Origin of the sequence: Brevundimonas sp. (assembly GCF_046295075.1) — a bacterium.
Classification (GTDB): domain Bacteria; phylum Pseudomonadota; class Alphaproteobacteria; order Caulobacterales; family Caulobacteraceae; genus Brevundimonas.
In genome coordinates this window covers 211,553-235,575 of the sequence record NZ_JBKBOC010000001.1, presented here as the reverse complement: position 1 = coordinate 235,575, position 24,023 = coordinate 211,553, and the positions used below count along the sequence as shown (strand labels likewise).

Below are 24,023 nucleotides of genomic sequence, written 5' to 3'. Positions count from 1 at the left end.
GCGATGAACGGATCGGCAGTGGTGATCGGTGCGACGGGCGGCATCGGCCGGGCGATGGTCGAACGGATCGTGAGCGGCGGGGCGTTCGAGGCGGTCTGGGCCGTGTCGCGGTCGTGCGCTGATGTGGCGGGCGCTCAGGCGCTGGCCGCCGATCTGGAGGATGAAGCCGGTTTGGCCCGCGCCGCCGAACGGATCGGCCAGGGGCCGCCGCCGACCCTGATCGTGCTGGCGACCGGCGTGCTGCACGAAGGGTTTCAGCCGGAGCGGTCCTTACGCCAGCTCGATGCCGATCACATGCTGCGGGACTACCGAATCAATGCCATCGGGCCGGCGCTGGCGGCCAAGCACCTGCTGCCGCTGATGCCGCGTGATCGGCGGGCGGTGTTCGCGGCCCTGTCGGCGCGGGTGGGGTCGATTTCGGACAATCGGCTGGGCGGCTGGCACGCCTATCGCGCGTCCAAGGCGGCGCTGAACATGATCCTGCGCAATCTGGCGATCGAGATGGGGCGCAGCCACCCGCAGGCGGTGATCGCCGGCCTGCATCCCGGCACGGTGGATACGGGCCTGAGCGCGCCGTTCCAGAAAGGGGTGGCCGAGGGGCGGCTGTTCACGGCCGACCATTCCGCAGAGCGGCTGCTGGCGGTTCTGTCGGGCCTGACGCCGGCCGACAGCGGCGGGGTCTTCGCCTGGGACGGGGCGCGGATCCCCGAATAACGCGCCAATAACGCGCAGTCGTGACTTGAGCCAAAGGGGCGTCTGGCGTCAGATGCCGTCCATGCGCGTCAGAGTTTCCGTCCGGCTTTTCAGCCTCTTGTTGCTCGGCCTGCCGTTGAGCGGGCCGGCAGCGGCCCAGCCGGCCGGCTCGACCCTGTCCATCCAGTCCATGGCCGCGCCCCAGACGCGAGACCGCGCGCGCCTGAACCAGCGGGTGTTCGACCGGGTGTGGAGCGAGGTCCGGCGCGGCTATTACGATCCGACCCTGCACGGTGTGGACTGGAACGCGGCGCGGGCGCAGTTCCGGCCCCAGGCCCTGGCGGCGACCGACGAGCGCGGGCTGTACCGGGTCATCAACGAAATGCTGGATCTGCTGGACGACGGCCATGCCGCCGCCAGCCCCCCGGCCGCCGTGCGCCGCCAGGAGGCTCAGTTCGCGCGACGCGCCGTGATGGGTCTGACCCTGATGCGGGGCGAGACGCCCGATGACTGGACCGTCGAACGCATCCGGCCCGGTTCGCCGGCCGAGGAGGCGGGGGTGCAGCTGGGCTGGTCGCTGAACTCGGTCGATGGTCGGCCCTGGGGGCCGGATGTCGAGACGCACGAGGGACAGCCGGTGCGACTGATCCTGACCGACGAGACAGGCCAGCGTCACGAGACCGCCCTGACCCCGCGCGTGATGGACGCGGTCGAGCCGTTCACGGCGGACACGTCGCGGCCGGGCGTGCTGGTCCTGCGGGTCGAGCAGTTCGACAAGGGGCTGGGCGCCTGGATGGGCAGCGAGCTGGAAGGTCTGCCGGCCGATGTCGATGTGGTGCTGGACCTGCGTGGCAATCCGGGTGGTCGTTTGATGGAGGCCGAGGCCGTCCTGACCTGTTTCCTGCCCGCCAATCAGGCCTGGGCCACGCGGCGGGGGCGCAGCGGCCGGGCGGTGGTGCTGCGGGCGGCGGGCGACTGCGGCGACCGGCGCGACCCTCTGGCGAACGACGTCGCAGTGCTGGTGGATCAGGGCAGCCGAAGTGCTGCGGAACTGACGCCTGCCGCCCTGCAGGAGGCGCGTCGCGGGATCGTGGTGGGAGAGAAGACCGGCGGATCGGTGCTGATCGCGCAAGAGACCAATCTGCCCGACGGTGGGAAACTGACGCTCAGCCGGGCGGACTTCGTGACCTCGGGCGGCATGCGGCTGGAAAAGCGGGGCGTCACGCCCGACATCGCCGCGCCACGCACCGTGGCCCAGCGCCGCGCCGGCGACGACCCCGCGCTGGAGGCCGCCATCGCGGCGCTTCAGGCGGAGGATCGGGCTGGCGCTGCTGACCGACCCGGCCCGCTCTAAATCAGTTTCTTCTATCCGCTCATCCCGGCGAAAGCCGGGACCCAGTTCTTTCGCAAGATAGGTGCGTTGGATTGGCGGCTGGCGCTCTGGCTCAGGGTTGAGCGCCCAAAACGCTGGGTCCCGGCTTTCGCCGGGATGAGCGGAATATCAGAGAACGATCAGCAGCACTTGAAGCCGCCGGCGCCGCCGAAACGGCGCTGTTCGTGCAGTCGGAAGAAGGCCGTCTTGTCCAGCGGCGGCTGGTCGGCGTGGGTCGCGGCCGCATGGGCGACATAGGCGTCATAATCCGGCTGGCCGATCATGGCGCCCGCCGTGCGCCTGACGCCGCGACCCCACCGCAGGGCGGTGTCGCGGCACAGGCAGAGCAGGTCGTCCTGGGTCTGAGGACTAGGCACGGGCGATGTCCGCCGCTTCGTCGGCCGGCGTCAGGTCATGCGCTTCGGGATATTCGCGCACGGTCGGCCGGTTGTTGCGGTAGGCCTTGCGGCACGCCAGCACGCCGTAGATCACCATGGTGACGACCACGAACAGGAAGCCCGCCGTCAGTGTCGAGTTGACGTAGTCGTTGACGATGATGCGATGCATGTCGCCGACGCTCTTGGCCGGGGCGATCAGTTCGCCGGCGCCCAGGGCCTCCTGATACTTGCGGGCGTGGGCCAGGAAGCCGATGCGGACCTCGGGGTGGAACAGCTTCTGCAAGCCGGCCGTCAGGGTGCAGATCAACAACCAGGTCGCCGGGATCATCGTGACCCAGGCGTATCTCTCGCGCTTCATCTTGAACAGGACGACGGTGCCCAGGATCAGGGCGACGGCGGCCAGCATCTGGTTGGCGATGCCGAACAGAGGCCACAGGCTGTTGATGCCGCCCAGCGGATCGACAACGCCGGTGTAGAGGAAGTAGCCCCACAGGCCAACGGTCAGGGCCGTGGCGACGACGTTGGCGCTCCACGACTTGGTCTCGCGCATCTTGGGCACGGCGACGCCCAGCAGGTCCTGGATCATGAAGCGGCAGACGCGGGTGCCGGCGTCGACCGTGGTCAGGATGAACAGAGCCTCGAACAGGATGGCGAAGTGATACCAGAAGGCCATCATGGCCTGGCCGCCGATCACGCTGGACAGGATGTGCGCCATGCCGACCGCCAGGGTCGGGGCGCCGCCCGCCCGCGACAGGATCGAGTTCTCACCCACGTCGCGGGCCAGTTGCTCAAGCTCTCCGGGGGTGATGTGGAAGCCCCACTGGGCGACCGCGGCGGCGGCCGAGACCGCATCGTTGCCGATGAGGGCGACCGGGCTGTTCATGGCGAAATAGACCGCCGGGTCCAGGACCGTGGCGGCGATCAGGGCCATGACGGCGACGAAGCTTTCGCACAGCATGGCGCCATAGCCGATCAGCGGGATCTGGTTTTCGTTCTCAAGCAGCTTGGGCGTGGTGCCCGACGAGATCAGGGCGTGGAAGCCTGAGACCGCTCCGCAAGCAATGGTGATGAACAGGAAGGGGAACAGGGCGCCGGCGAAGACCGGACCGGTGCCGTCGATGAAGGGGGTGACGGCCGGCATCTGCAGATGCGGACGCACGATCAGGATGCCGATGGCCAGGGCGACGATCGCGCCGATCTTCAGGAAGGTCGACAGATAGTCGCGCGGCGCCAGCAGCAGCCAGACCGGAATGACCGAGGCGATGAAGCCGTAGACCATCATCAGGATGGCCAGGGTCGGGCCGGTCAGGGTGAAGGCCGGGCCCCAGAACGGATCGGCCGCGACATGACCGCCGCCGATGATGGCCAGGATCAGCAGGACGACGCCGATGACCGAAATCTCGCCCACGCGGCCGGGCCGCAGATAGCGGGTGTACAGGCCCATGAAGATGGCGATGGGGATGGTGGCGGCGACGGTGAAGGTGCCCCACGGGCTCTCGGCCAGGGCCTTGACCACGACCAGGGCCAGAACGGCCAGGATGATCACCATGATCATCAAGACGCCGACCTGGGCGATGATGCCGGGGATGGTGCCCATTTCGGTGCGGATCATATCGCCCAGCGACTTGCCGTCGCGGCGCGTGGACATGAACAGGACGATCATGTCCTGCACCGCGCCCGCCAGAACCACGCCGACCAGGATCCACAGCACGCCGGGCAGATACCCCATCTGTGCGGCCAGCACCGGCCCGACCAGCGGCCCCGCGCCGGCGATGGCGGCGAAGTGGTGGCCGAACAGGACGTTGCGGGGCGTCGGCACATAGTCCAGCCCGTCGTTGCGGCGCATGGCCGGCGTCAGACGCGCGGCGTCCAGCTTCAGCACCTTGTTGGCCAGGAAGCGGGCGTAGAACCGATAGGCGATGGCGTAGGTGCAGACGGCGGCGACCACCATCCAGACCGCGCTGATGCTCTCGCCCTGATGAAGGGCGATGACGCCGAGGGACACGGCCCCCAGTATGGCGATGGCGCCGAAAATTATGGGTGTGCTGAGTTTGCCCACGACAGATCCCTCTCGGCCGGCTGGCTGCGGCCCTCGCCCTTGGTTTGCACCACAATGCGGGACAAGGCCAATCGACTAAAGTCGTAGAAATGCGGGGTCAGACGTCTCCTCCCCATTTCATGGGGAGGTGGCTCGGAGCGGAGCGGAGAGACGGAGGGGCTCTTTGCTGCATAACTGGCGCCTGTGGGACTTCAAGAGCCCCTCCACCGCTTCGCGGTCCCCCTCCCCACGATGTGGGAGGAGACGATGGTGCTAAGCCCGAACCACCTTGACGCATCCCGCCGCTTCGCGCGCGCGTTCGCGGGCCTGATCGACGTCGGCGCCGCGGGCGGTCGCGACGCCCATGCGGCGGCGGTCGAAGGCTTCGGGCTTGCCGAACAGGCGTAGTTCGGCGGTGGGGACGGAGAGGGCTTCGGCGACGCCTTCGAAGGCGATCCCTTGCGCCTCCATGCCGCCGTAGATGACGGCGCTGGCGGCGGGTTCGCGCTGGGTGACGTCGACGGGCAGGCCCAGGATGGCGCGGGCGTGCAGGGCGAACTCGCTCATGGTCTGGCTGGCCAGGGTTACGAGGCCGGTGTCGTGCGGGCGGGGCGAGACCTCGGAGAACCAGACCTGGTCGCCCTTGACGAACAGTTCGACGCCGAAGACGCCGAGACCGCCCAGGGCGTCGGTGACCTTGCCGGCGATGTCTTGAGAGGCCGCGAGCGCGGCGGGGGTCATGGCCTGGGGCTGCCAGCTTTCGACATAGTCGCCCTTGACCTGGCGGTGGCCGATGGGGGCGCAGAAATCCGTGCGGATCGAGCCGTCGGCGGCGCGCGAGCGGACGGTCAGCAGGGTGATCTCGAAGTCGAAATCGATCCGGCCCTCGACGATAACGCGAGCGCCGGCGACCCGGCCGCTGTCTTGCGCGTAGGTCCAGGCGTCGGCGATCTCGTCGGCGCTTTCGACGAAGGACTGCCCCTTGCCGGAGGAGGACATGACCGGTTTGACGAAGGCGGGATAGCCGACGGTTTCGGCGCCGGCGGCCAGTTCCTCGGCGCTGCCGGCGAAGGCGTAGGGGCTGGCAGGCAGGCCAAGCTCTTCGGCGGCGAGGCGGCGGATACCCTCGCGGTTCATGGTCAGTTGCACGGCGCGGGCGGTGGGGATGACGACGGCCAGGCCGGCGGCCTCGATATCGGCCAGGACCTCGGTGGCGATGGCCTCGATCTCGGGCACGATGATGTGCGGGCCCTCGGCCAGGATGACGCCGTTCAGCACCTGGGGATCGGTCATCGGGATGACGTGGCTGCGGTGCGCGACCTGCATGGCCGGGGCGTTGGGATAGCGATCGACAGCGATCACCTCGACGCCGAGCCGCTGAAGCTCGATGGCGACCTCCTTGCCCAGTTCGCCCGAGCCCAGCAGCATGACGCGGACGGCGGTGTCGGAAAGCGGGGTGCCGAGTTTCATCGGGGTCAGGCTCCGGTAGCGGGTTCGATCAGGTCCCAGGCGTTTCCGTAGAGGTCTTCGAAGACCACCACCTTGCCATAGGTCTCATGTCGCGGGGTTTCGCGGAAGTGGACGCCGGCGGCAAGCCAGGCGGCGTGATCGCGCAGCAGGTCGTCGGTTTCGAGGAACAGCCAGACCCGGCCGCCGGCCTGGTTTCCGACCTGGGCCTTCTGGGCCTCAGTCGTGGCGCGGGCGAGCAGCAGGCTGGTTTCGCCGCCTTTGGGGGTAATGCGCACCCAGCGTTTGCCGGCGCCCATGTCCGTGTCTTCGCCGAGGTCGAAGCCCAGCTTGCCGACATAGAAGGCGATGGCCGCGTCATAGTCGTGGACCAGCAGGCTGACGGCGCCGATACGGCTCATTTGGCGGGCTCCGCATAGAGGCGGCGGAAGGCGTCCAGGGCGGCGCCGTGGTAGATGGTGGCGTGGGTCTCGGTCGGACGGGGCGTGAAGCTCCAGCTCAGGCCGGGCAGGGCGTGGTCGCGCAGATTGGCGGTCAGGACGTCCATCGGGGCCTGCATCTCGGGGCCTTCGTCGCCCAGGGTCAGGATCAGGGTGCGGGGGGCGTTCGACTGGTCGCGCAGATGGGCGCCGGACTGACGCGCCAACTGGCCGCCGTCCCACCACAGGCTGGGGCTGACGGCTACATAGGCGTCGAACATCTGGGGTTCCTTGAGGAAGGTCTCGACCACGAACAGGCCTGCCAGGGACTCGCCCATCAGGGCGGTTTCGCCGCTGGTGCGGAAGCGGGTCTCAACGAAGGGCTCGACCTCTTCGGCCACGAAGCGACGGAAGCGATCCGAATGGCCCTGGGTCGGATAGCGGGCGATCAGTTCGGGGTCTTGCGTCGGCAGGGCCAGTTCGTTGCGGCGGTCCACCGAGGCGATCCCGACCACGATCACATCACGCGTGGTGCCGGCGACGGTTCCCAGCTGGGCGAGGCCCGAGATGTGGTGGAAGTCCTGATCCTGGCCGCCGTCGAGGACATAGAGGACGGGATAGGTCCGGTCGCTGTCGGCATAGCCGGGGGGCAGCCAGACGTTGATCTCACGCGTCGCGCCCATGATGGCCGAGGGCAGGGCGTAGGACCGGCCTATGACGATGGGGGTTTCGGCGGTGGGCGGCGTTTGGGCGTGGGCGACGGGCGCCGTCAGGCTGAGGGCCAGGCCGATGGTCAGCACCAGACCGCGAACCGAAATCATCGACATCTCCACAAGCCTTCCCTCTCCCGTTGGGAGAGGGCTTGAGCGCACGGCGGCGACAGCCGTCGTTCTTGCGCGAAAGGGTGAGGGTCGGGTGGTGCGAACTGGCCCACCGGCCGACCCTCATCCGGCCCTGCGGGCCACCTTCTCCCAACGGGAGAAGGGCAGGTTTCTTACAGCCTCGCCTTGACCGCCGCGACGACGGCGTCGGCGGTGATGCCGAACTTGTCGTAGAGGACTTCGGCGGGGGCGGAGGCGCCGAAGCCGGTCATGCCGATGAAGGCGCCGTCTTCGCCGATGAAGCCTTCCCAGCCCTGTTTGATGGCGGCTTCGACGGCGACGCGGATCGTGCCGCGGCCGATGACCGAGGCGCGGTAGGCGGCGTCCTGTTGCTCGAACAGTTCGAAACAGGGGACGGAGACGACGCGGGTCGGGACGCCTTCGGCTTCAAGGGTTTCGGCGGCCTTGAGGGCCAGGGCCAGTTCCGTGCCGGTGCCGAACAGGGTGGCCTTGGCTTCAGCCGAAGCCGCCTTGATCTCATAGGCGCCCTTGGCCGACAGGTTCTCGGTTCCCGCGACGGTGCGGACGGCCGGGGTCTTCTGGCGCGACAGGGCCATGGCCGAGGGCGAGGTCTTGGTCTCCAGCGCGATCTTCCAGCATTCCATGGCCTCGACCGTGTCGGCGGGGCGGAAGACCAGCAGGTTGGGGATGGCGCGCAGGGCGGCCAGGTGTTCGACCGGCTGGTGGGTCGGGCCGTCCTCGCCCAGGCCGATCGAGTCGTGCGTCAGGACGTGGATGGCGCGGACCCCCATCAGGGCGCCCAGACGGATGGCCGGGCGGCTGTAGTCCGAGAAGACCATGAAGGTGCCAGCATAGGGGATGATCCCGCCGTGCAGGGCCAGGCCGTTCATGGCCGCGGCCATGCCGAACTCGCGGATGCCCCAGTTGACGTAGCGGCCTTCATAGGACGGCGCGTCCAGGATCGGGGTGCCGGCGACGAAGGTGTTGTTCGAGCCGGTCAGGTCGGCCGAGCCGCCGACCAGTTCGGGGATCGACGCGAAGACCTGGTCCAGGGCGGCGCCCGAGGACTGGCGCGTGGCCTGGGCGGGCTGGGTCTCGATCAGTTCAGCGATCTTGGCGTTCAGGGCGTCGAAGGCGCCCTCGGGCAGGTCGCCCTTCATGGCGCGGGTGAAGTCGGCGGCCTGGCTAGATGCGGCCAGGCGGGCCTCCCACTTCTTGCGGTCCTTGGCGCCGCGACGCCCGACCTTGGCCCAGGCGTCGGCGATGGTCTGAGGCATTTCGAAGGGTTCGTGATCCCAGGCCAGGCCCAGGCGGGTGGCGGCGATCTCAGCGGCGCCCAGGGCGGCGCCGTGGGTCTTGTGGCTGCCTTCCATGGTGGCGGCGCCCTTGCCGATCTTGGTCTTGCAGGCGATCAGGGTCGGCTTGTCCTGGCGGGTCGCCCATTTGAGGGCGGACTTGATGGCGTTCATGTCGTGGCCGTCGATGGCCTTGACCGCCCAGCCGGCGGCCTTGAACCGGGCCTTCTGGTCGGTGGCGTCGGACAGGGAGACCTTGCCGTCGATGGTGATCTCGTTGTCGTCCCACAGGACGGTGAGCTTGTTCAGCTTGTAGCGGCCGGCCAGGGCGATGGCTTCCTGCGACACGCCCTCCATCAGGCAGCCGTCGCCGGCGACGACCCAGGTGCGGTGATCGACCAGGTCGTCGCCGTATTTGGCGGCCAGGTGACGCTCGGCCATGGCGAAACCGATCGAGGTGGCCAGGCCCTGACCCAGGGGGCCGGTGGTGACCTCGACGCCGGGCATGTGGCCGTATTCGGGGTGGCCGGCGGTCTTTGAGCCCCACTGGCGGAAGTTCGACAGTTCTTCCTTGGTCGCGGCCTTGTAGCCGGTCAGGTGCAGCAGGGCGTAGATCAGCATCGAGCCGTGGCCGGCCGACAGGATGAAGCGGTCGCGGTCGGCCCAGTCGGGGCGGCTAGCGTCAAACTTCAGGAACCTGGAGAACAGCACAGTGGCGACGTCGGCCATGCCCATGGGCATGCCGGGATGGCCCGACTTGGCCTTCTCGACGCCGTCCATGGCGAGGACGCGGATGGCGTTGGCCATCTGCTCGGGAGTGGCCTTGGGAGCGGTTTTGGCGTCGGTCACGGTGGAGACCTCTGTTGGGAAGGCGGAAAAAGGGGGCGCGCCGCTTTACCCCGGCGCGTCCTCGGGTTCTATACGCAATTTGAAGGAGCGACCGATGGCAGACGCCACCACGGCCGCACGGGCGCGTATCGACCGCGCCCTGGCCGAACTGGAACGCAAGATTGTGCAACTGAAGGCGCGCCCCGCCTCGGCGCCCGCCATTGCGGACGACGACCTGTTTGCGCCCCGTCCTTCGAATCCGGGGGCCGATAGTCAGCGCGTCGCCGAGTTGGAGGCCGCCGGGCGCGAGGCATCCGACGCCCTGGCCCGCGCGGCAGAGGCCGTGCGCGGCGTGTTGGCCGAAAGCGAGGCCGGCTGATGGCGACGGTGACGGTAGAGGTCAACGGGCGGCCCTATGCGGTGGGTTGCGCCGACGGTCAGGAAGAGCGGGTCCGCATCCTGGCCAAACAGTTCGACAACCAGGTGCGCCAGGTGGCTCAGGACGTGGGCCATGTCGGGGATCTGCGGCTGTTCCTGATGTCCGCCCTGATCCTGGCCGACGAACTGCACGAGGCGCGCCTGAACGGCGGCAAGGCGGGGCCGTCCACCCTGGCCCCGGCTCCGGCCTCGACGGACGGGGTCGCCGAGGCGCTGAACGCCGTCGCCGCGCGGATCGAAAAGATCGCTCAGGGTATCTGATCAAGATTTGATCGTGGCGCTGGCGCAAGCCGAGGCGAACGCCTATCTTGCTCGACGGCGGGTCTTGCTGCGGCCCACGTCGAAGGCATACATTTCCTCGCGACCTTAATTCACTCAAAGGGATCTGTCCCTGTCCGGGCTCGAGGGCCTGGGCATATGGAGCCCACCTGGCTACCCAGGTTCGAGAGGATTTAAACGCCCTTCACGGTTCTTGCGGCGCCGCCAACCTTCTCTCTTTTTGCGCTATCGCTCGCGACGCGGTCGCTCCCTGCTTGAGCGCGCTTTGTGTGCAACCGCTCGCCGCGCGGCGGCTCGCTGCTTGAGCACGTTTGTGCGCCATCGCTCGCAGCTTCAGCGCGTTTTGCTGTTGCGTGGGCGTCGCTTTGGCTCGCTAGGCTCGGGGCGTTGATAGAGGTGGCCGAATGATTCAGGACAAGCATGAGCTGCGGTCCGCCGCGCGGGCGCTTCGCAAGCGGCTGGCCGAGGCTGATCCTCTGGCGGCCTCACGCGCGGCGGATCATGCGGACGCCCTGCCTCCCGCCGAGATCTTGGCCCTGTATCGCGCCATGGGGTCCGAACTGGATGCCGATGCTCTGGCCGTGGCGCTGGAGGCCGCAGGCCGCCGGCTGTGTCTGCCGGTCGTGGTACAGCGCGACGCGCCCATGGAGTTTCGGGCCTGGTCGCCGGGCGAGCCGCTGGAACTGGACGCCGCCGGATGCCCCGCCCCCCTGCCGCTGGCGCAGGTCGTCACGCCCGACCTGATCCTGACGCCCCTGCTGGCGTATGACGATCGGGGCGGGCGTCTGGGGCAGGGCGGCGGCTACTACGACCGCACCTTCGCCGCGCGCCCGGATGTCACCCGCATCGGCTTCGCCTACGTCGGCCAGAAGGTCGAGCGGCTGGAGCTGGAACCGCATGACATCCGACTGCATGGGATTTTGACCGAGGCCGGATATACGGGTTTTGGCATATCCCATTGACATATACGTCCAGCGAGCCGATATCGACGCCATGAGCGCCCCGCTGAAAGCCACAGTCTTCAAGTCCAATCGCTCGCAGGCCGTGCGACTGCCCAAGGCTGTCGCCTTTCCCGATGACGTGAAGGAGCTTCGCGTCATCAAGGAAGGCAAGAGCCTGCGCCTGGTGCCGGTGGACGCCCTGTGGGACGACTTTCTTGATCAGCCCGGCATTTCGGATTGGCCGGATCGCGATCAGCCCGAGATGCAGAAACGGGAGGACTGGTGAGCACCGGCTATATGCTGGACACCAGCATTTGTATCGACATCCTGCGGGGACGCAGCGCCGCGTTGAGCGCGCGTCTGAGAACCGAACACGAGCCTCTGCATGTGTCGACGGTGGTCGTCATGGAACTGGCGGTCGGTCCGAACAAGCTGGCGGATTCGCGGCGCACCAAACGGCTCGAAGCGTTTCTGGCCCGTCTGGACATTCTGGCCTTTGACGAAGACGCAGCGCGGCATACAGCGGCCATCCGCGCCGATCTGGAGCGTCAGGGACGCCCCATCGGACCTTATGATTATCAGATTGCGGGTCATGCCCGCAGTCGGGGGTTGACCGTCGTCACCCGCAACACTGGCGAGTTCGAATGTGTCGCTGGCCTGAGGGTCGAGGACTGGTCGGATCGTGCAAAAGGCTTTCACGAATGAGACTGGCATTTTTCGGCGACGTCATCGGCAAGTCCGGTCGTGACGGGATCAGCGACCATCTTCCGGGCTTGAAGCGCGATCTGAAGCTCGACTTCGTGGTGATCAACGCCGAGAACGCGGCGGGCGGTTTCGGCATCACCGAGAATACGGCGCGCGAACTGTTCATGGCGGGCGCCGACTGCCTGACCCTGGGCAATCACTCATGGGACCAGCGTGAGGCCCTGACCTATATCGTGCGCGAGCCGCGCCTGATCCGGCCGGCCAACTATCCGCGTCTGATGGATGCACCGGGCGCGGGGGCCAATCTGTTCGAGACCCATTCAGGGCGCACTGTCCTGGTGATGAACGTGCTGGGCCGGGTGCATATGGACCCGATGGACGATCCTTTCGGTGCCGTGGAGCGCGAGCTGGCCGCCGCCCCCCTGGGCGCCGTGGCCGACGCCGTCATCGTCGACATGCATGCAGAGGTCACGTCGGAGAAGATGGCCATGGGCCATTTCTGCGACGGGCGCGCCTCGCTGGTGGTCGGCACCCACACCCATGTCCCGACAGCGGACTGCCAGATCCTGCCCGGCGGCACGGCCTATCAGACCGACGCCGGCGGTTGCTGCGACTATGACAGCGTCATCGGCAACGAGAAGGAAGAGCCGCTGCGTCGCTTCACCACCCGCATCTCGGGCGGTCGCTATATGCCGGCGTCGGGTCCGGCGACGGTGTGCGGCGTGTTCGTGGAGACGGACGACAGGACGGGGCTGGCGACGCGGGTCGAGCCGATCCGCGTCGGCGGGCGTCTGTCTCAGGCCGTGCCGGTTCTCTGAGGGGTCAGGCGGCGGTGCGGCGGTGTTCGATCAGGGTCCGGCGAACGGCCTGAAGATCGGCCGCGCGCCGCTGGGGCGTATGTGTCGCCAGCACATAGGCCTGGCCCCCGCGCGCCAGGGCCAACCGTTCGTCGGGCGCCGCGATCAGCCGTTCCATCGCCGTCGCCAGCGTCCGGGGCGTCACCGCATCCACATAGAGGGCGTGCGGCCCGCTGGCCTCGCGCAGGCCGCCGCGCCCGGAAGAGATCAGGGCCGCCCCGGCCGCATGGGCCTCGATCGCCGTCAGGCCGAACGGCTCGTCCCAGACGGACGGCGTCAGGGCGATGGCCGCCGACTGCATCCGTCGCCGGACCTCGGCCAGGGGCGCCGACTTCAGCACCTCGACCCGGTCGCCATAGGGTTCCAGCGGCGCGACGTGCCGGGCCGCCCAGCGGGCGTGATCGTCCCAGTCGTTCAGCATCAATACGGCGCGCCATTCGGGGTGAGCGTCCAGAACGGCGGGCAGGGCGGCGCACAGGACATCGACGCCCTTCTCCGCCATGGCGCGCCCGGCGAAGGCGATGACCGGCTGTCGATCCTCGGGCGAGGCCAGCCAGGCGCCGGCGTCGATGGGATTGGGCACCGCGAACGCCCGGTCGTCCAGATCGGGGAAGGTCCGCACGAAGGCGTCGCGCTCGGCGATGCTGACGAAGACCAGGCCGTCCAGCCTCTCGTAACGCGCCCGGTAGCGCCAGCGGTCGATGGGGTGGCGCGGCGGGCGCAGGGCGTTGTGGCGATAGAGCAGGTGAGGCGTATCGGGCAGGGCTTGCTGCACCGTCATCGCCTGTTTCACCTGCTGATGATGCTCGATCACGTCGGGTCGAAAGGCCCGCAGCCGCTCGATCAAGGTCGGCATGCGGATGCGTCCGGGGGGCAGGGCGTCCACGCCGGGAAGATTGTGATCGTCCGCGCCGCTGCAGCAGAAGATGCGGGTCTCCCCATCCTGATCGACGCCCGCCATCGTCCGCACGACGGTCTCCATCGAGTTCGGCTGGGCTTCTGAAAAGAGACAACCCGGAGGAAGCAGGACGGCGGTGCGCAAGGGCGAGTTCCGATGGGAGAGGCTGCGCGACCTATAGACGGTTCATGGCGGAACGGCGACGGTTCGGTCGGGTCAGCCCTTGCGCCGCGCCCTCAGCCGCAGACGCATGGGTTCGCGGCTGCGCAGGGTGATCTGGTGGACCGGGCGGGGCTCGACGGTCGTCAGGGCCTCGACCTCGGCGGCGCGCAGGATGGCGGCCAGGGCGATCATCGCCTCCTGGACGGCGAAGGCGGCGCCGATGCAGACGCGGGGGCCGGCGCTGAAGGGGATGTAGGCGTAGCGGTCGATGGACTTGCGGTTCTGCGGCAGGAAACGTTCCGGCTTGAAGGCATCGGGGTCGTCCCACAGCAGGCTGTGGCGTTGCAGGATCCACGGCGAGATGATGACGGTGGCGCCGGCCTTGATCGTCTGACCGCCGATCTCGTCGTCGGCCAGGGCCTTGCGCGCCATGGTCGGGGCGGGCGGGAACAGGCGCATGGTCTCGTCCAGCACGGCGCGGGTCCAGGGCAGGGCGTCGGCCCATTTGGGATCGGAGACGTCGAAGGCGTCGGCCTCGGCTTGGAGCCGGGCCAGGTATTCGGGCTGGCGCGACAGCAGGTGCAGGGTCCAGCCCAGGGCGCGGGCGGTGGTCTCGTGCCCCGCCAGGATGAAGGTCAGGATATTGGCGGCGACCTCTTCGTCGCTCAAGCCGGGTCCGCCGTTCTCGTCGCGGGCCAGCAACAGGGCGCTGAGCAGGTCGTCGGGGGCGTCGGCGTCGGCCTCAATCCGGGCGCGGCGGGCCTCGACCAGGGTGGTGACGCGCTGTTCGAAGAAGCGGGCCGAGCGGAAACTGGCCAGACGGCCCAGGCGCGGGGCCCAGTCCGGCGCGCCCAGGACGTCCAGCGGATCGATGCGGGCGCCATTGGCCAGGAACTGGTTCAGGGCGCGCTCGAACCCGCGCGCCTCGCCGCCCAGTTCGTCGGAGAACATGGTGGCGGACAGGATGTCGAAGGTCAGGCCGGACATTTCGCTGTCGATATCCAGCACCCGCCCGCGCGCCGACAGGGACCAGCCGGCGACGCGGGCCTGGCAGACCTCGGCCATGCGGGCGTTCAGCGTCGCCATCTTGGCGGGGGTGAAGAGCGGAGCCAGGATGCGGCGGGCGCGGCGCCAGGTGTCGCCCTCGGTCAGCAGCAGGCCTTCGGCCAGCATGGGGCCCAGCACCCGGCGTTGCAGATCGCCCTTTTCGTAGTTGGCGGCGTTTTCGGTCAGGACGTAGCGGACGCCTTCGGGGTGGCTGACGACCAGGATTTCGCCGAAGGCCGAGTTCCCGTGCAACTGCGGCTCGGTGAAGTGCCGCTCGGACCACATCTGGATCGGGTCGCGCCAGCTGATCCACAGGAAGGGCAGCAGCGACAGGGGCTTGCCCGTCCGTCGAGGCGGTATGGCGGGGCGGAAGATGGTGTCGGCGGTCGTCGCGTCCATAGGACCGTCCCTTAAGAAGATCGCCGGTTCAGCCGGGCGCATCATCCCTTATACGCGCGATCTGGTGCATGCGTTCATGCAGGATCAATGCGACGTCAACGCGACGGCCGCGCCCTGGCGATGACGCCGAGCAACCGCGCCATGTCTTCAGCGGCCAAATCCTTCCCGCGCTGGCTTGAGGCGGCGGGCTTCGAAACCGGGGCCGTCGGCGCCGCGGGAGCCGTTTGAGAGGCTCTCTTCTTTTCGCGTCGCTCGAACAGAAAGCGTTGAAGACCCCAGACAAGGTGAGGCGTCCACGGCTGGCCGCAGGCGGTTGTCTTCCCCGTCTTGTTCAGCAGGCCGGCGACCTCGTTGGGCCGAGTGAAGCCGCCCTTGAAACAGGCGCGGAGCAGAGGGTCGAGCTCATCTAGGAACGCCTCCTTGGAGCGGTCGCGAAAGGCGAAATGCTTCAGCTCGTCTCTCGTGATCTGTGACGGCTTGGATTGCGGGCGTCCGGCAGGCCGCTCCGGCTTCTGCGCCCGAGAGCGTCCAGTGAGCGTCGCCTTGGCCTTGGAGGGACCCGCCCGTTTTCCACCGCCGAGATAGGGTCCCTTGCTCATCCTCAGTTCGCCGGAGCAGTGGTCAGCGCCCAGGCCTTCATTTCGGCGATCTCGCGCGTCTGGGCATCGACGACGCTTTGGGCCATGCGGCGGATTTCGGCGTCGCGGCTGTCGCGCAAGGCGACTTGCGCCATTGCGACGGCGCCTTCGTGGTGGGCGATCATCTTGGCGACATAGGCCTGATCGACGGTCTGGCCGGATGCGGCGACCATCTTCTCGTGCATCTCGGCTTCGGACGCGGCGAAGGCCTGATCGCCGGGTGTAGGGCCGGCCTTGCCGTGACCGGTGTGGCCGGCGGCCTGGGTCTCGGCCGTGGTGCGGGTCGCCGCCGCATGGTTGGCGGCCGATGTGTCGCGCAGCGCCTGCTCCACCGGGTCGCCGCCGCCGTCGCAGGCGGCCAGCAGACCGAGCAGAGCGAGGGGTGCGAGGACGCGGATCATGCCGCGTCGCCCAGCCAGCCCGGCATCCAGCCTTCGTGCCATTCGCGCAGATGGGCGACGGGGATGCTGAACAGTTCGCCCTTGTCGCCGCGAGAGGCGAAGGCGTCGCCGCCGGCGTGGCCGACGACCGAGGCGTGCAGGCCGGCGGCCTGGGCCTTGGCGATCAGGGCGTCGGCGTCGGGGACGGCGACCAAGTAACGGGCCTGGTCCTCTCCGAACAGGAAGATGTGGGCGTGGGTCGCGCTGGAGGCGTCCAGGGTCACGCCGACGTCGGAGGCCAGGACCAGGTCGGCGGCGGCGCCGATCAGGCCGCCGTCGCTGAGGTCGTGGACCACGGTCAGGTCGCCGGCCTCGATCAGGTCGCGCACGAAGTCGCCGGTCTTCTTTTCCAGCTTCAGATCGACGGGCGGTGGAGCGCCGTCCTCGCGGCCCAGGACCTCGCGCAGATAGATGGAGGCCCCCAGTTCGCCGACGGTCTGGCCGATCAGGACCAGAGCATCGCCCGCCGCCATGGTCGAGAAGTTGGTGACCACGTCATAGTTGGGCAGCAGGCCCACGGCGCCGACGGTCGGGGTGGGCGGAATGGCGACGCCGTTGGTCTCGTTATAGAGCGACACATTGCCGGACACGACGGGGAAGGACAGTTCGCGGCAGGCCTCGGCCATGCCGTCGATGGCGCGGACGATCTGGCCCATGATCTCGGGGCGCTGCGGGTTGCCGAAGTTCAGATTGTCGGTGATGGCGATGGGGCGCGAGCCGACGGCGGTCAGGTTGCGCCAGGCCTCGGCCACCGCCTGTTTGCCGCCCTCATAGGGGTCGTTCTGGACGTAGCGGGGGGTGCAGTCGCTGGTCACGGCCAGACCCTTGTCCGTGCCGTGGACGCGAACCACGCCGGCGTCGGCGCCGGTGGCCGAGTCCTGGAGCGTGTCGGCCATGACGTGACGGTCGTACTGTTCCCAGATCCAGCGCTTGGACGCCATGTCGGGGCAGGCGATCACCTTCATCACCGCATCGGCCCAGTTCTCGGGCGCGGGGATGTCGGCGGGGTTCAGGCGGGGGTGCAGTTCGGGCTGGACCCAGGGGCGGTCGTACAGGGGCGCGTCGTCGAACAGGGGCGCCAGGGGCACGTCGCAGACGGTCTCGCCGTGATGCTTCAGCACCAGACGGCCGGTGTCGGTGGTGACGCCGATGGTGGCGGCGTCCAGGCCCCATTTCTTGAAGATGCGTTCGCCGTCGGCCTCGCGGCCGGGCTTCAGGACCGCCAGCATCCGCTCCTGGCTTTCCGACAGCATCATCTCATAGGCGGTCATGCCCTCTTCGCGTTGGGGCACGGCGTCCATGTTCAGCTCGATGCCGACGCCGCCCTTGCCGGCCATCTCGACCGAGGAGGAGGTCAGGCCCGCCGCGCCCATGTCCTGGATCGCGGCGACGGCGCCCGAGGCCATCAGTTCGAGGGTCGCCTCGATCAGCAGCTTCTCGGCGAAGGGGTCCCCGACCTGGACGGTGGGGCGTTTCGATTCCGACTCGTCGTCGAACTCGGCCGAGGACATGGTCGCGCCGTGGATGCCGTCGCGGCCGGTCTTGGAACCGAAATAGACGACCGACAGGCCGGCCGAAGGCGCGGCCGAATAGAAGATGCTGTCCGACTTGGCCAGGCCGACGCACATGGCGTTGACCAGGATGTTGCCGTTGTAGCCGGCGTGGAAGTTGGTCTCGCCCGCCACGGTCGGCACGCCGACGCAGTTGCCGTAGCCGCCGATGCCCGAGACGACGCCCTTGACCAGGCGTTTGGTCTTCTCGTGACTGGGGTCGCCGAAGCGCAGGGCGTTCAGCAGGGCCACCGGGCGCGCGCCCATGGTGAAGACGTCGCGCATGATGCCGCCCACGCCCGTCGCCGCGCCCTGATAGGGTTCGATGTAGGAGGGGTGGTTGTGGCTCTCCATCTTGAAGATGCAGGCGTCGCCGTCGTCGATGTCGATCACCCCGGCGTTCTCGCCCGGGCCGCAGATGACGCGGTCGCCGGTGGTCGGGAACTTGCCCAGGTGGATCTTGGAAGATTTGTACGAGCAGTGCTCGGACCACATGACCGAGAAGACGCCCAGTTCGACATGGTTGGGCTCTCGGCCCAGCCGGTCGAGGACGACCTGATATTCACTCGGGGCCAAGCCGTATTCGGCGGCCAGTTCGGCCATCGTTTTGACGGGGGTCTTTTCAGGAGCGCTCATGGGCGGCGCTTCTAGCCGCAGATGGGCCAAATGTCAGCCCGCCCGGCGCAAGATCGGGGAACATCGAACACCGGGAACGGTTGATTCCGACGACAGCCACAGGAGCCGCCATGACCGACACCCCTATCGACCCCGCCGCAACCCCCGAAGACGACGACCTGCCCGAGATCGCCGCAGACGACGCCGGCGCCTCCGCCCTGGCTGAAAAGGCCCAGAAACAGGCCGACGACACCGAGGAGGACCCGGCATGAGCAAGCCCCACACCGACCGCATCACGCCGGCTTCGGGTCAGCAGATGGATCGTTCGAACGATCCCGAAACGACCGCCGAAATGGACGCGGCGGCGCCGGAGGCCGCGATGGCCAGCCGTCGTCAGCGCTTGACGGGCTCGGCGGTCGGGGTCGGCAGCGTCGGTTTCGATGAAAGCGGCGCCTTCGACGTCGGCGCCGACGATCACGACCCTCAGGACGACGCCGTTACCGATACGACTAAACCCTGATCAATCTTTTTCCGCTCATCCCGGCGAAAGCCGGGACCCAGTTCTTTGGGCGCGAGCTGCGTGAGATCAATGTTCGGCGGTCATCCGATGCACTGGCAGACGCGAAAGAACTGGGTCCCGGCTTTCGCCGGGATGAGCGGGGAGTAAAGGTTCGAGGCTTACCGGGCCCGCTCAATCCCCGGTCGCAGGCGGAAGGTCAGCAGCAGCCCGCCGACCAGCAGGACGATGGCCCCGGCCAGGGCCGTGAAAGCGACGGCCGGCTTGTCCGCCTGTTCGGCGACGAAGGCGCCCAGCAGGCCCCAGGCCGTCGGCAGCGGATAGGCCATCGTCCGCAGAACCGCCGTCACCGCTAGGGCGACGACCACGACCGCCACGATGGCGACGATGGCCCACAGGCTGGGCGAGAGAGCGTCAGGCAGGGCGTCGAACGCGGTCACCGTCGTTATCAGGTTCAGCGGCGCGGCGACCGTCAGCCAACCCGCGAGGGCGGCGAGCGGCCAGACCAGCAGGATGCGCTCGCGGTCCATCAGCCGCAGCGCGCGGATATGGCCCGACACCGCCAGCAGCGGCAGCAGCAGGGCGATCAGCGAGGCGAAGATCACCCCCACGCTGGCGGCCTTCAGGTTCATGGCCGCCACGATGATCCAGAAGCCGATGCCGAAGAAGGCGACGGCGGACGGCAGGCCCATCCGGTTGAGCAACGGGCTCTCGCCGGTCTGAGGCAGGGCTTGGCGGATCGCATAGGCCAGGATGCCGACATAGATCAGACCCCAGATCGAGAAGGCGTAGCCGGCGACGCGCAGGGTGCTGTTGCCGTCGGCGGCGAACTCGGCCTGGGTCAGGCCCAGCCCGGCCAGGTTCTGAACCAGGGGCACGACGATGGCGAAGAGGGCGGCGGCCAGGACGACCAGACGCCGGGTGCGCTGGCGAGGTGTGGGGCGGATGATGGAGGACATTCGGATTCCAGTGCGTGAACAGCTTGACCGTCACTACGCCCGAATGCGGCATATGGTTCATGGCGACCTGTACAAGGGCCTAGGGAAATCCCCAGCAGAAAAGCAAGTCGGTTCACCAATAGGATGACGTCGTCACGAACGATGGAACCCTCGCCATGAGCTTCGCCGCATCCGCAACCGCCGCAACCAGCGCCGTTTTTCTGGGCTCTTCGCCCGACACCAACAATATCGGCGACCTGTTCTCCGAACTGAAACAGGCCATCCAGTCGGTGCTTGAGAAGCTGGGCATCGGCGACGAAGGCGCCGGGTCTGCGCCGCAGGCGGCCGAGCGAAAGCTGGTCCAGTCGGACAATGCGATTACGGCCGATCCTCTGGGCGTCAAGGACGCCTATGACCTTCAGCTCTATCGCGAGCCAAGCGGCGACTACACGCTGGAGGTCCACATGGGTGTGGACTTCAACTTCAATCAGGGCACGGATCCTGCCGGCAACGCGCTGCAATGGACGGAGCAGGAGAAGCAGGCCTTCATGGCCGACTATCAGAAGTCGGTTGAAGAGGTTTGGGACGGCCGCGCCATCCGCACTGCGCCCGACGGCGGCGCGGTCAAGCTGGACATCAAGCTGGACACCCGCGAGACCATGACCGGCGAGAACTGGAACATCGACGTCGTCCGCGCCGCGCCCGGCCAGTTCGTGCGAAGCTATATGAGCCCCAGCACCAACTCCGCCTCGCTGGACAGCAACGACGTGATCGGGGTGAACAAGGGCGCCGGCGACGGCATTATCCAGTCTGGCGCCGCGCATGAATTCGGCCATATGCTAGGGCTGGAGGACGAGTATACTGGCGGCGCCCATGTCGATGATCTCGACAGCATCATGAACGCGGGGTCCACCGTTGAAAGCCGCCACCTCCAGAACTTCTCCGACTGGGTCTCGCAGGCGCTTCGCTGATATGACCTGGGCCAGAATGACAGGGGGACTCGCCGCCCTGTTTGTCGCCGCATGCGGTGCGCCCGCCGGGAGCCAGACCATGAACGAACCCGCACCCGAGGCCCGCGCCGACACTCAGGCAGCCCAGGACGCCTGGGCGCGTGTCCAGGCCGCCTCCAGCCCTGAAGAACAGGCCAACGCTGTGGGCGTCTTCCTGCGCGCCCTGCCATCGGCGGGGGGACGGCCGGCGGCATTGAGCATGACGGCCAAGGACATCGCGTCCGGCCGCACGGTCGGTTTCGAGGATCCGGCTCTGATGCAGCGACCCAAGTCGCATGAGGTGACCGTCTATGCCGGCACGCGCAGCTATGTGTTCACCCCCCTGTCGCGCGCCAGCCTGACGCCCCTACTGCGCGAATAGACGGAACCGCGCCGGGCGACGATCGGTTGAGTCTGCGAACAGGAGACACGACCATGACCGACACCTCAGACAACACCCCCGCCTTCGAAACCGACGAAGTCGAGGCCAATCACGCCATCGAACAGGGCCTGGGCGTCGGCGCGCGCGAACTGGCCGCCCAGCGCGAGGCTGGTGAAAAGGCCTTCGACGGCGAAGAAGTCGAAGACGACGCGGCCGCCGACCTGTCCGACGGTCGGTCTCAGATTAAGGACATCTGACACCGGCTTCAGAGTTCATCTGGAAGTTGACGGCGAAGCGGATCATGCGGCCGGCGAGCGGCGTCGTCGCTGAGCCCGCCAGCTCGCAGTTGCCGTCAAGCGGCGGCGTAGATGCTCTGGAACAATGTCGCGCCGTCGGCCGAACCCAGCTCGGCCTCGAAGGCGCGGTCCGGGTGGGGCATCATGCCCAGGACGTTGCCTCGCACGTTCTGGATGCCCGCGATGGCGTTGACCGAGCCGTTGGGGTTGTCGACGTAGCGGAACACGACCTGACCCTCGCCCTCGATCCGGGCCAGGGTCTCGGCGTCGGCGAAGAAGTTTCCGTCGCCGTTGCCCTGGGTCATCGTGACTTCGGCCTGGCCTTCATAGCCGGCGGTGAAGCGGGTCTGGCCGTTGGCGACGGTCAGGGCGATGGGCTTGCAGACGTATTTCAGACCCTTGTTGCGTAGCAGTGCGCCCGGCAGCATTCCGGCCTCGCACAGGATCTGGAAGCCGTTGCAGATGCCGACCACGGCGACGCCATCGTCCGCCGCCTTCTTGACGGCCTGCATCACCGGCGACTGGGCCGCCATGGCGCCGCAACGCAGATAGTCGCCGTAGGAGAAGCCGCCGGGAATGACGATCAGGTCGAGGCCCGAGGGCAGTTCGGTGTCTGCGTGCCACACCATGGAGACGGGCTCGCCGGTGGAGCGTTCGACGGCGACCTTGCAGTCGCGATCACAGTTGGAACCGGGGAAGACGATGACGGCTGCGCTCATGGCGCGGCCCTTTAGCAGGCTTCTCGCGCCTTGTCAGGCGTCACGTCCTGCACGCATCAAGGTTTGCGACTGCGACCCAGATAGTTGGCGATCCGGCCCAGATCGATCTGGCTGAAACCCGCCCCATCCAGCGTTCGGCGCTTCCCATCCGCGTATCTGAGATGGATGACCCCCTGCATCAGGGCCGCGATGGAATAGACCGTCTGGCTGCTGACCAAGCCTTCGCCTGGGTAGTGACGGCGGTTCCCGAAACTGCCCTGGACGATCACGCCATCGGGTTGGACGATGATCCTGCGACGCATCGCCAGCATCCCGGCGCCGACCTGAATCGCCAGAAGGCCCAGCCAGACGCCGATGCAAGTCAGCCAGACTCGAAGGCCTTCGCCCTGGAAGCTGCGCGTAACCTCCTCGCCCTCTTTGAGATAGATCAGGAACAGCATGACCGGCGCGAAGCCCAGCATGCCCCAAAGTCCGAACGACAGGACGCCGAACGGCGCCCATCGATAAAAGGGCCAGGGCTTCAAAATGTCTCCATCTTTCAGCGGGCCGTTCGGTTTGGGCATCCATCAACTCCCCAGCGGAGAGCCAGCCTAACGCGTCTTCAGACCGTGCGCACCCGTTGAGACCGACCCGTCAGCCAGGCGACCAGGAAGATGGCGAACCCGCCCAGCGATAGGCCGACACCGACCCAGGCGGTCGAGGTCCAGCCGTAGCCCGCCGCGATGGCCATGCCGCCCAGCAGGGGGCCGATGGCGTTGGCGGTGTTGAAGGCCGAGTGGTTCAGCGCCGCCGCCAGAGTCTGGGCGTCGCCGGCGACATCCATCAGCCGCGTCTGCAACACCGAGCCCAGGCCACCGCCTCCACCGATCAGGAAGACGACCCCCATCACGGCCCACAGGTTCGACGCCGCCATGGGATACAGCGCCAGGGCCGCCGCGCTCCACAGCAACAGGCCGCCCGCCGCCTTGAACCCGACATGGTCGGCGGCCCAGGCGCCCAGAATATTGCCGAGGAACATGCCGACGCCGAAGACGGCGAAGACCCAGGGCAGGACCTCTGCTCCCACGCCCGTCACCGCCTGCAGCGTCGAGGCCAGATAGGCGTAGACCGCAAACATGCCGCCGAAACCGACGGCGCCGACGCCCAGGGTCAGCCAGACCTGCCCGCGCTTCAGCGCGCCCAGTTCGCGCCAGGGACTGGTGTCCGGATGGGCCGGATCGCGGGGGGCGAACAGGGCGACCAGGGCCATGGTGATCACGGCCAGCACGCCCACGATGGCGAAGGTCCAGCGCCACCCATAGGCATGGCTGATGATGTTAACGACGGGCACGCCCAGCACCGTCCCGACGGTCAGTCCCATGAGGATGGTCGAGACCGCCCGTGTGCGGAAATGCAGCGGCACGATGGAGGCCGCGACCAGGGCCGCCACGCCGAAATAGGCCCCGTGCGGAAGGCCGCTGAGAAAGCGGAACACCAGCATCCAATGATAGGTGGGCGCCAGCGCGCTGAGCACATTGCCGACGGCGAACAGGGCCATGAAGCCGATCAGCAGATGCCAGCGCGGCAGCCGCGCCCCCAGCACCGCCAGGATCGGCGCCCCCACCACCACGCCGGCGGCATAGGCGCTGATGACGTGGCCGGCGGTCGGCGCATCGACGCCCAGGCCGGCGGCGAAGTCGGGTAGGATGCTCATGGCCGCGAACTCGGTCACGCCGATGGCGAAGCCGCCCATGGCCAAGGCGATCAGCACGAGGGCGACCGCCCCGCGCGAGCGGACGGGAAGGGCGGTGTCGAGGGCGGCGTCTGTCATGCTGCGCTGCAAACTAATCAGCGTTCATGACACGACAAGGGCGACGCCGCC

Annotated in this window: 27 protein-coding genes and 1 other RNA gene; 14 read left to right on the top strand and 14 right to left on the bottom strand. The window is 67.9% G+C overall.

Features of this window, described 5'->3' with window-relative positions; genetic code table 11:
* Window positions 1-3: 3 nt before the first annotated feature.
* Both ACK4MH_RS01255 and ACK4MH_RS01250 read left to right on the top strand, forming a co-directional pair.
* A complete protein-coding gene (locus tag ACK4MH_RS01255; protein ID WP_409713564.1) occupies window positions 4-714 on the top strand; it encodes an SDR family NAD(P)-dependent oxidoreductase in 711 nt (236 codons plus the stop codon).
* Between the two features lie 61 nt (window positions 715-775).
* On the top strand, window positions 776-2,047 hold the full coding sequence (locus ACK4MH_RS01250; RefSeq protein ID WP_409713561.1) for a S41 family peptidase: 1,272 nt from the start codon (window positions 776-778) through the stop codon (window positions 2,045-2,047).
* A gap of 158 nt (window positions 2,048-2,205) precedes the next feature.
* Here ACK4MH_RS01250 and ACK4MH_RS01245 read toward each other — a convergent pair whose 3' ends face one another.
* The 6 genes from ACK4MH_RS01245 to tkt form a co-directional block, all read right to left on the bottom strand.
* A complete protein-coding gene (locus ACK4MH_RS01245) occupies window positions 2,206-2,442 on the bottom strand; it encodes a YbdD/YjiX family protein (protein WP_346494847.1) in 237 nt (78 codons plus the stop codon).
* Window positions 2,435-4,522, bottom strand: coding sequence for a carbon starvation CstA family protein (locus ACK4MH_RS01240; RefSeq protein ID WP_409713557.1), 2,088 nt, complete (start codon window positions 4,520-4,522; stop codon window positions 2,435-2,437). Before ACK4MH_RS01240 ends, ACK4MH_RS01245 begins: the two co-directional genes overlap by 8 nt.
* Before the next feature lie 252 nt (window positions 4,523-4,774).
* Entirely contained in the window at window positions 4,775-5,971 is a 1,197-nt protein-coding gene (purT, locus tag ACK4MH_RS01235; RefSeq protein WP_409713554.1) for a formate-dependent phosphoribosylglycinamide formyltransferase, read from the bottom strand.
* Window positions 5,972-5,976: 5 nt separating this feature from the next.
* Window positions 5,977-6,369: a VOC family protein gene (locus ACK4MH_RS01230; protein WP_409713551.1), complete on the bottom strand. Its 393-nt coding sequence runs from the start codon at window positions 6,367-6,369 to the stop codon at window positions 5,977-5,979.
* The gene (locus tag ACK4MH_RS01225) at window positions 6,366-7,214 is read right to left on the bottom strand and encodes an alpha/beta hydrolase (protein WP_409713548.1); all 849 of its coding nucleotides are present in this window, start codon (window positions 7,212-7,214) and stop codon (window positions 6,366-6,368) included. The genes ACK4MH_RS01230 and ACK4MH_RS01225 overlap by 4 nt, the downstream gene beginning before the upstream one ends.
* Window positions 7,215-7,381: 167 nt before the next feature.
* Window positions 7,382-9,373, bottom strand: coding sequence for a transketolase (gene tkt, locus ACK4MH_RS01220; RefSeq protein WP_409713545.1), 1,992 nt, complete (start codon window positions 9,371-9,373; stop codon window positions 7,382-7,384).
* 94 nt (window positions 9,374-9,467) lie between these two features.
* Between tkt and ACK4MH_RS01215 the strand changes: the two genes are divergently transcribed.
* The 7 genes from ACK4MH_RS01215 (at window position 9,468) to ACK4MH_RS01185 (ending at window position 12,533) form a co-directional block, all read left to right on the top strand.
* Window positions 9,468-9,731: a hypothetical protein gene (locus ACK4MH_RS01215; RefSeq protein ID WP_409713542.1), complete on the top strand. Its 264-nt coding sequence runs from the start codon at window positions 9,468-9,470 to the stop codon at window positions 9,729-9,731.
* On the top strand, window positions 9,731-10,051 hold the full coding sequence (locus ACK4MH_RS01210; RefSeq protein WP_135194907.1) for a cell division protein ZapA: 321 nt from the start codon (window positions 9,731-9,733) through the stop codon (window positions 10,049-10,051). The genes ACK4MH_RS01215 and ACK4MH_RS01210 overlap by 1 nt, the downstream gene beginning before the upstream one ends.
* Before the next feature lie 61 nt (window positions 10,052-10,112).
* Window positions 10,113-10,275: non-coding RNA, 6S RNA (gene ssrS / locus ACK4MH_RS01205), on the top strand.
* Window positions 10,276-10,473: 198 nt separating this feature from the next.
* A complete protein-coding gene (locus ACK4MH_RS01200) occupies window positions 10,474-11,031 on the top strand; it encodes a 5-formyltetrahydrofolate cyclo-ligase (protein ID WP_409713539.1) in 558 nt (185 codons plus the stop codon).
* A gap of 31 nt (window positions 11,032-11,062) precedes the next feature.
* The gene (gene vapB, locus ACK4MH_RS01195; protein WP_221205100.1) at window positions 11,063-11,296 is read left to right on the top strand and encodes a type II toxin-antitoxin system VapB family antitoxin; all 234 of its coding nucleotides are present in this window, start codon (window positions 11,063-11,065) and stop codon (window positions 11,294-11,296) included.
* The gene (locus ACK4MH_RS01190) at window positions 11,293-11,715 is read left to right on the top strand and encodes a type II toxin-antitoxin system VapC family toxin (protein ID WP_409713534.1); all 423 of its coding nucleotides are present in this window, start codon (window positions 11,293-11,295) and stop codon (window positions 11,713-11,715) included. The genes vapB and ACK4MH_RS01190 overlap by 4 nt, the downstream gene beginning before the upstream one ends.
* Window positions 11,712-12,533, top strand: coding sequence for a YmdB family metallophosphoesterase (locus tag ACK4MH_RS01185; RefSeq protein WP_409713531.1), 822 nt, complete (start codon window positions 11,712-11,714; stop codon window positions 12,531-12,533). The genes ACK4MH_RS01190 and ACK4MH_RS01185 overlap by 4 nt, the downstream gene beginning before the upstream one ends.
* Window positions 12,534-12,537: 4 nt before the next feature.
* On the opposite strand, the gene ACK4MH_RS01180 is transcribed toward ACK4MH_RS01185, so the two are convergent.
* The 4 genes from ACK4MH_RS01180 to purL form a co-directional block, all read right to left on the bottom strand.
* The gene (locus ACK4MH_RS01180) at window positions 12,538-13,614 is read right to left on the bottom strand and encodes a glycosyltransferase family 4 protein (protein WP_409713528.1); all 1,077 of its coding nucleotides are present in this window, start codon (window positions 13,612-13,614) and stop codon (window positions 12,538-12,540) included.
* 72 nt (window positions 13,615-13,686) lie between these two features.
* Window positions 13,687-15,078, bottom strand: coding sequence for a cytochrome P450 (locus tag ACK4MH_RS01175; RefSeq protein ID WP_409713525.1), 1,392 nt, complete (start codon window positions 15,076-15,078; stop codon window positions 13,687-13,689).
* A 601-nt stretch (window positions 15,079-15,679) separates the two neighbouring features.
* Window positions 15,680-16,117: a DUF305 domain-containing protein gene (locus ACK4MH_RS01170; RefSeq protein ID WP_409713522.1), complete on the bottom strand. Its 438-nt coding sequence runs from the start codon at window positions 16,115-16,117 to the stop codon at window positions 15,680-15,682.
* Window positions 16,114-18,342 carry a phosphoribosylformylglycinamidine synthase subunit PurL gene (gene purL / locus ACK4MH_RS01165; RefSeq protein ID WP_409713519.1) on the bottom strand — a complete coding sequence of 743 codons (2,229 nt, stop codon included), beginning with the start codon at window positions 18,340-18,342 and terminating at the stop codon, window positions 16,114-16,116. The genes ACK4MH_RS01170 and purL overlap by 4 nt, the downstream gene beginning before the upstream one ends.
* Before the next feature lie 110 nt (window positions 18,343-18,452).
* On the opposite strand from purL, the gene ACK4MH_RS01160 reads away from it, so the two are divergent.
* Together ACK4MH_RS01160 and ACK4MH_RS01155 are read left to right on the top strand one after the other, a co-directional pair.
* Window positions 18,453-18,593 (top strand): hypothetical protein, encoded by a 141-nt coding sequence (locus ACK4MH_RS01160; RefSeq protein WP_159849522.1) that lies wholly within the window; start codon window positions 18,453-18,455, stop codon window positions 18,591-18,593.
* Entirely contained in the window at window positions 18,590-18,841 is a 252-nt protein-coding gene (locus tag ACK4MH_RS01155; RefSeq protein ID WP_409713516.1) for a Tat pathway signal protein, read from the top strand. The genes ACK4MH_RS01160 and ACK4MH_RS01155 overlap by 4 nt, the downstream gene beginning before the upstream one ends.
* 158 nt (window positions 18,842-18,999) lie before the next feature.
* Here the strand turns inward: ACK4MH_RS01155 and ACK4MH_RS01150 are convergent, their stop codons facing one another.
* On the bottom strand, window positions 19,000-19,797 hold the full coding sequence (locus ACK4MH_RS01150) for a hypothetical protein (protein ID WP_409713513.1): 798 nt from the start codon (window positions 19,795-19,797) through the stop codon (window positions 19,000-19,002).
* Window positions 19,798-19,952: 155 nt separating this feature from the next.
* Between ACK4MH_RS01150 and ACK4MH_RS01145 the strand changes: the two genes are divergently transcribed.
* The 3 genes from ACK4MH_RS01145 (at window position 19,953) to ACK4MH_RS01135 (ending at window position 21,404) form a co-directional block, all read left to right on the top strand.
* Window positions 19,953-20,747 (top strand): hypothetical protein, encoded by a 795-nt coding sequence (locus tag ACK4MH_RS01145; protein WP_409713510.1) that lies wholly within the window; start codon window positions 19,953-19,955, stop codon window positions 20,745-20,747.
* 79 nt (window positions 20,748-20,826) lie between these two features.
* Window positions 20,827-21,147, top strand: a complete 321-nt coding sequence (locus ACK4MH_RS01140) for a hypothetical protein (RefSeq protein WP_409713507.1) — start codon at window positions 20,827-20,829, stop codon at window positions 21,145-21,147.
* Window positions 21,148-21,200: 53 nt separating this feature from the next.
* Complete coding sequence (locus ACK4MH_RS01135) at window positions 21,201-21,404, top strand: hypothetical protein (protein WP_409713504.1); 204 nt, start codon at window positions 21,201-21,203, stop codon at window positions 21,402-21,404.
* A gap of 95 nt (window positions 21,405-21,499) precedes the next feature.
* Here ACK4MH_RS01135 and purQ read toward each other — a convergent pair whose 3' ends face one another.
* From purQ to ACK4MH_RS01120, 3 genes are read right to left on the bottom strand one after another with little or no spacing between them, the layout of a single operon-like run.
* Window positions 21,500-22,162: a phosphoribosylformylglycinamidine synthase subunit PurQ gene (gene purQ, locus ACK4MH_RS01130; protein ID WP_409713501.1), complete on the bottom strand. Its 663-nt coding sequence runs from the start codon at window positions 22,160-22,162 to the stop codon at window positions 21,500-21,502.
* A gap of 56 nt (window positions 22,163-22,218) precedes the next feature.
* Window positions 22,219-22,725, bottom strand: coding sequence for a hypothetical protein (locus ACK4MH_RS01125; protein WP_409713498.1), 507 nt, complete (start codon window positions 22,723-22,725; stop codon window positions 22,219-22,221).
* 38 nt (window positions 22,726-22,763) lie between these two features.
* Window positions 22,764-23,972, bottom strand: coding sequence for an MFS transporter (locus ACK4MH_RS01120; protein WP_409713495.1), 1,209 nt, complete (start codon window positions 23,970-23,972; stop codon window positions 22,764-22,766).
* Window positions 23,973-24,023: the final 51 nt, after the last annotated feature.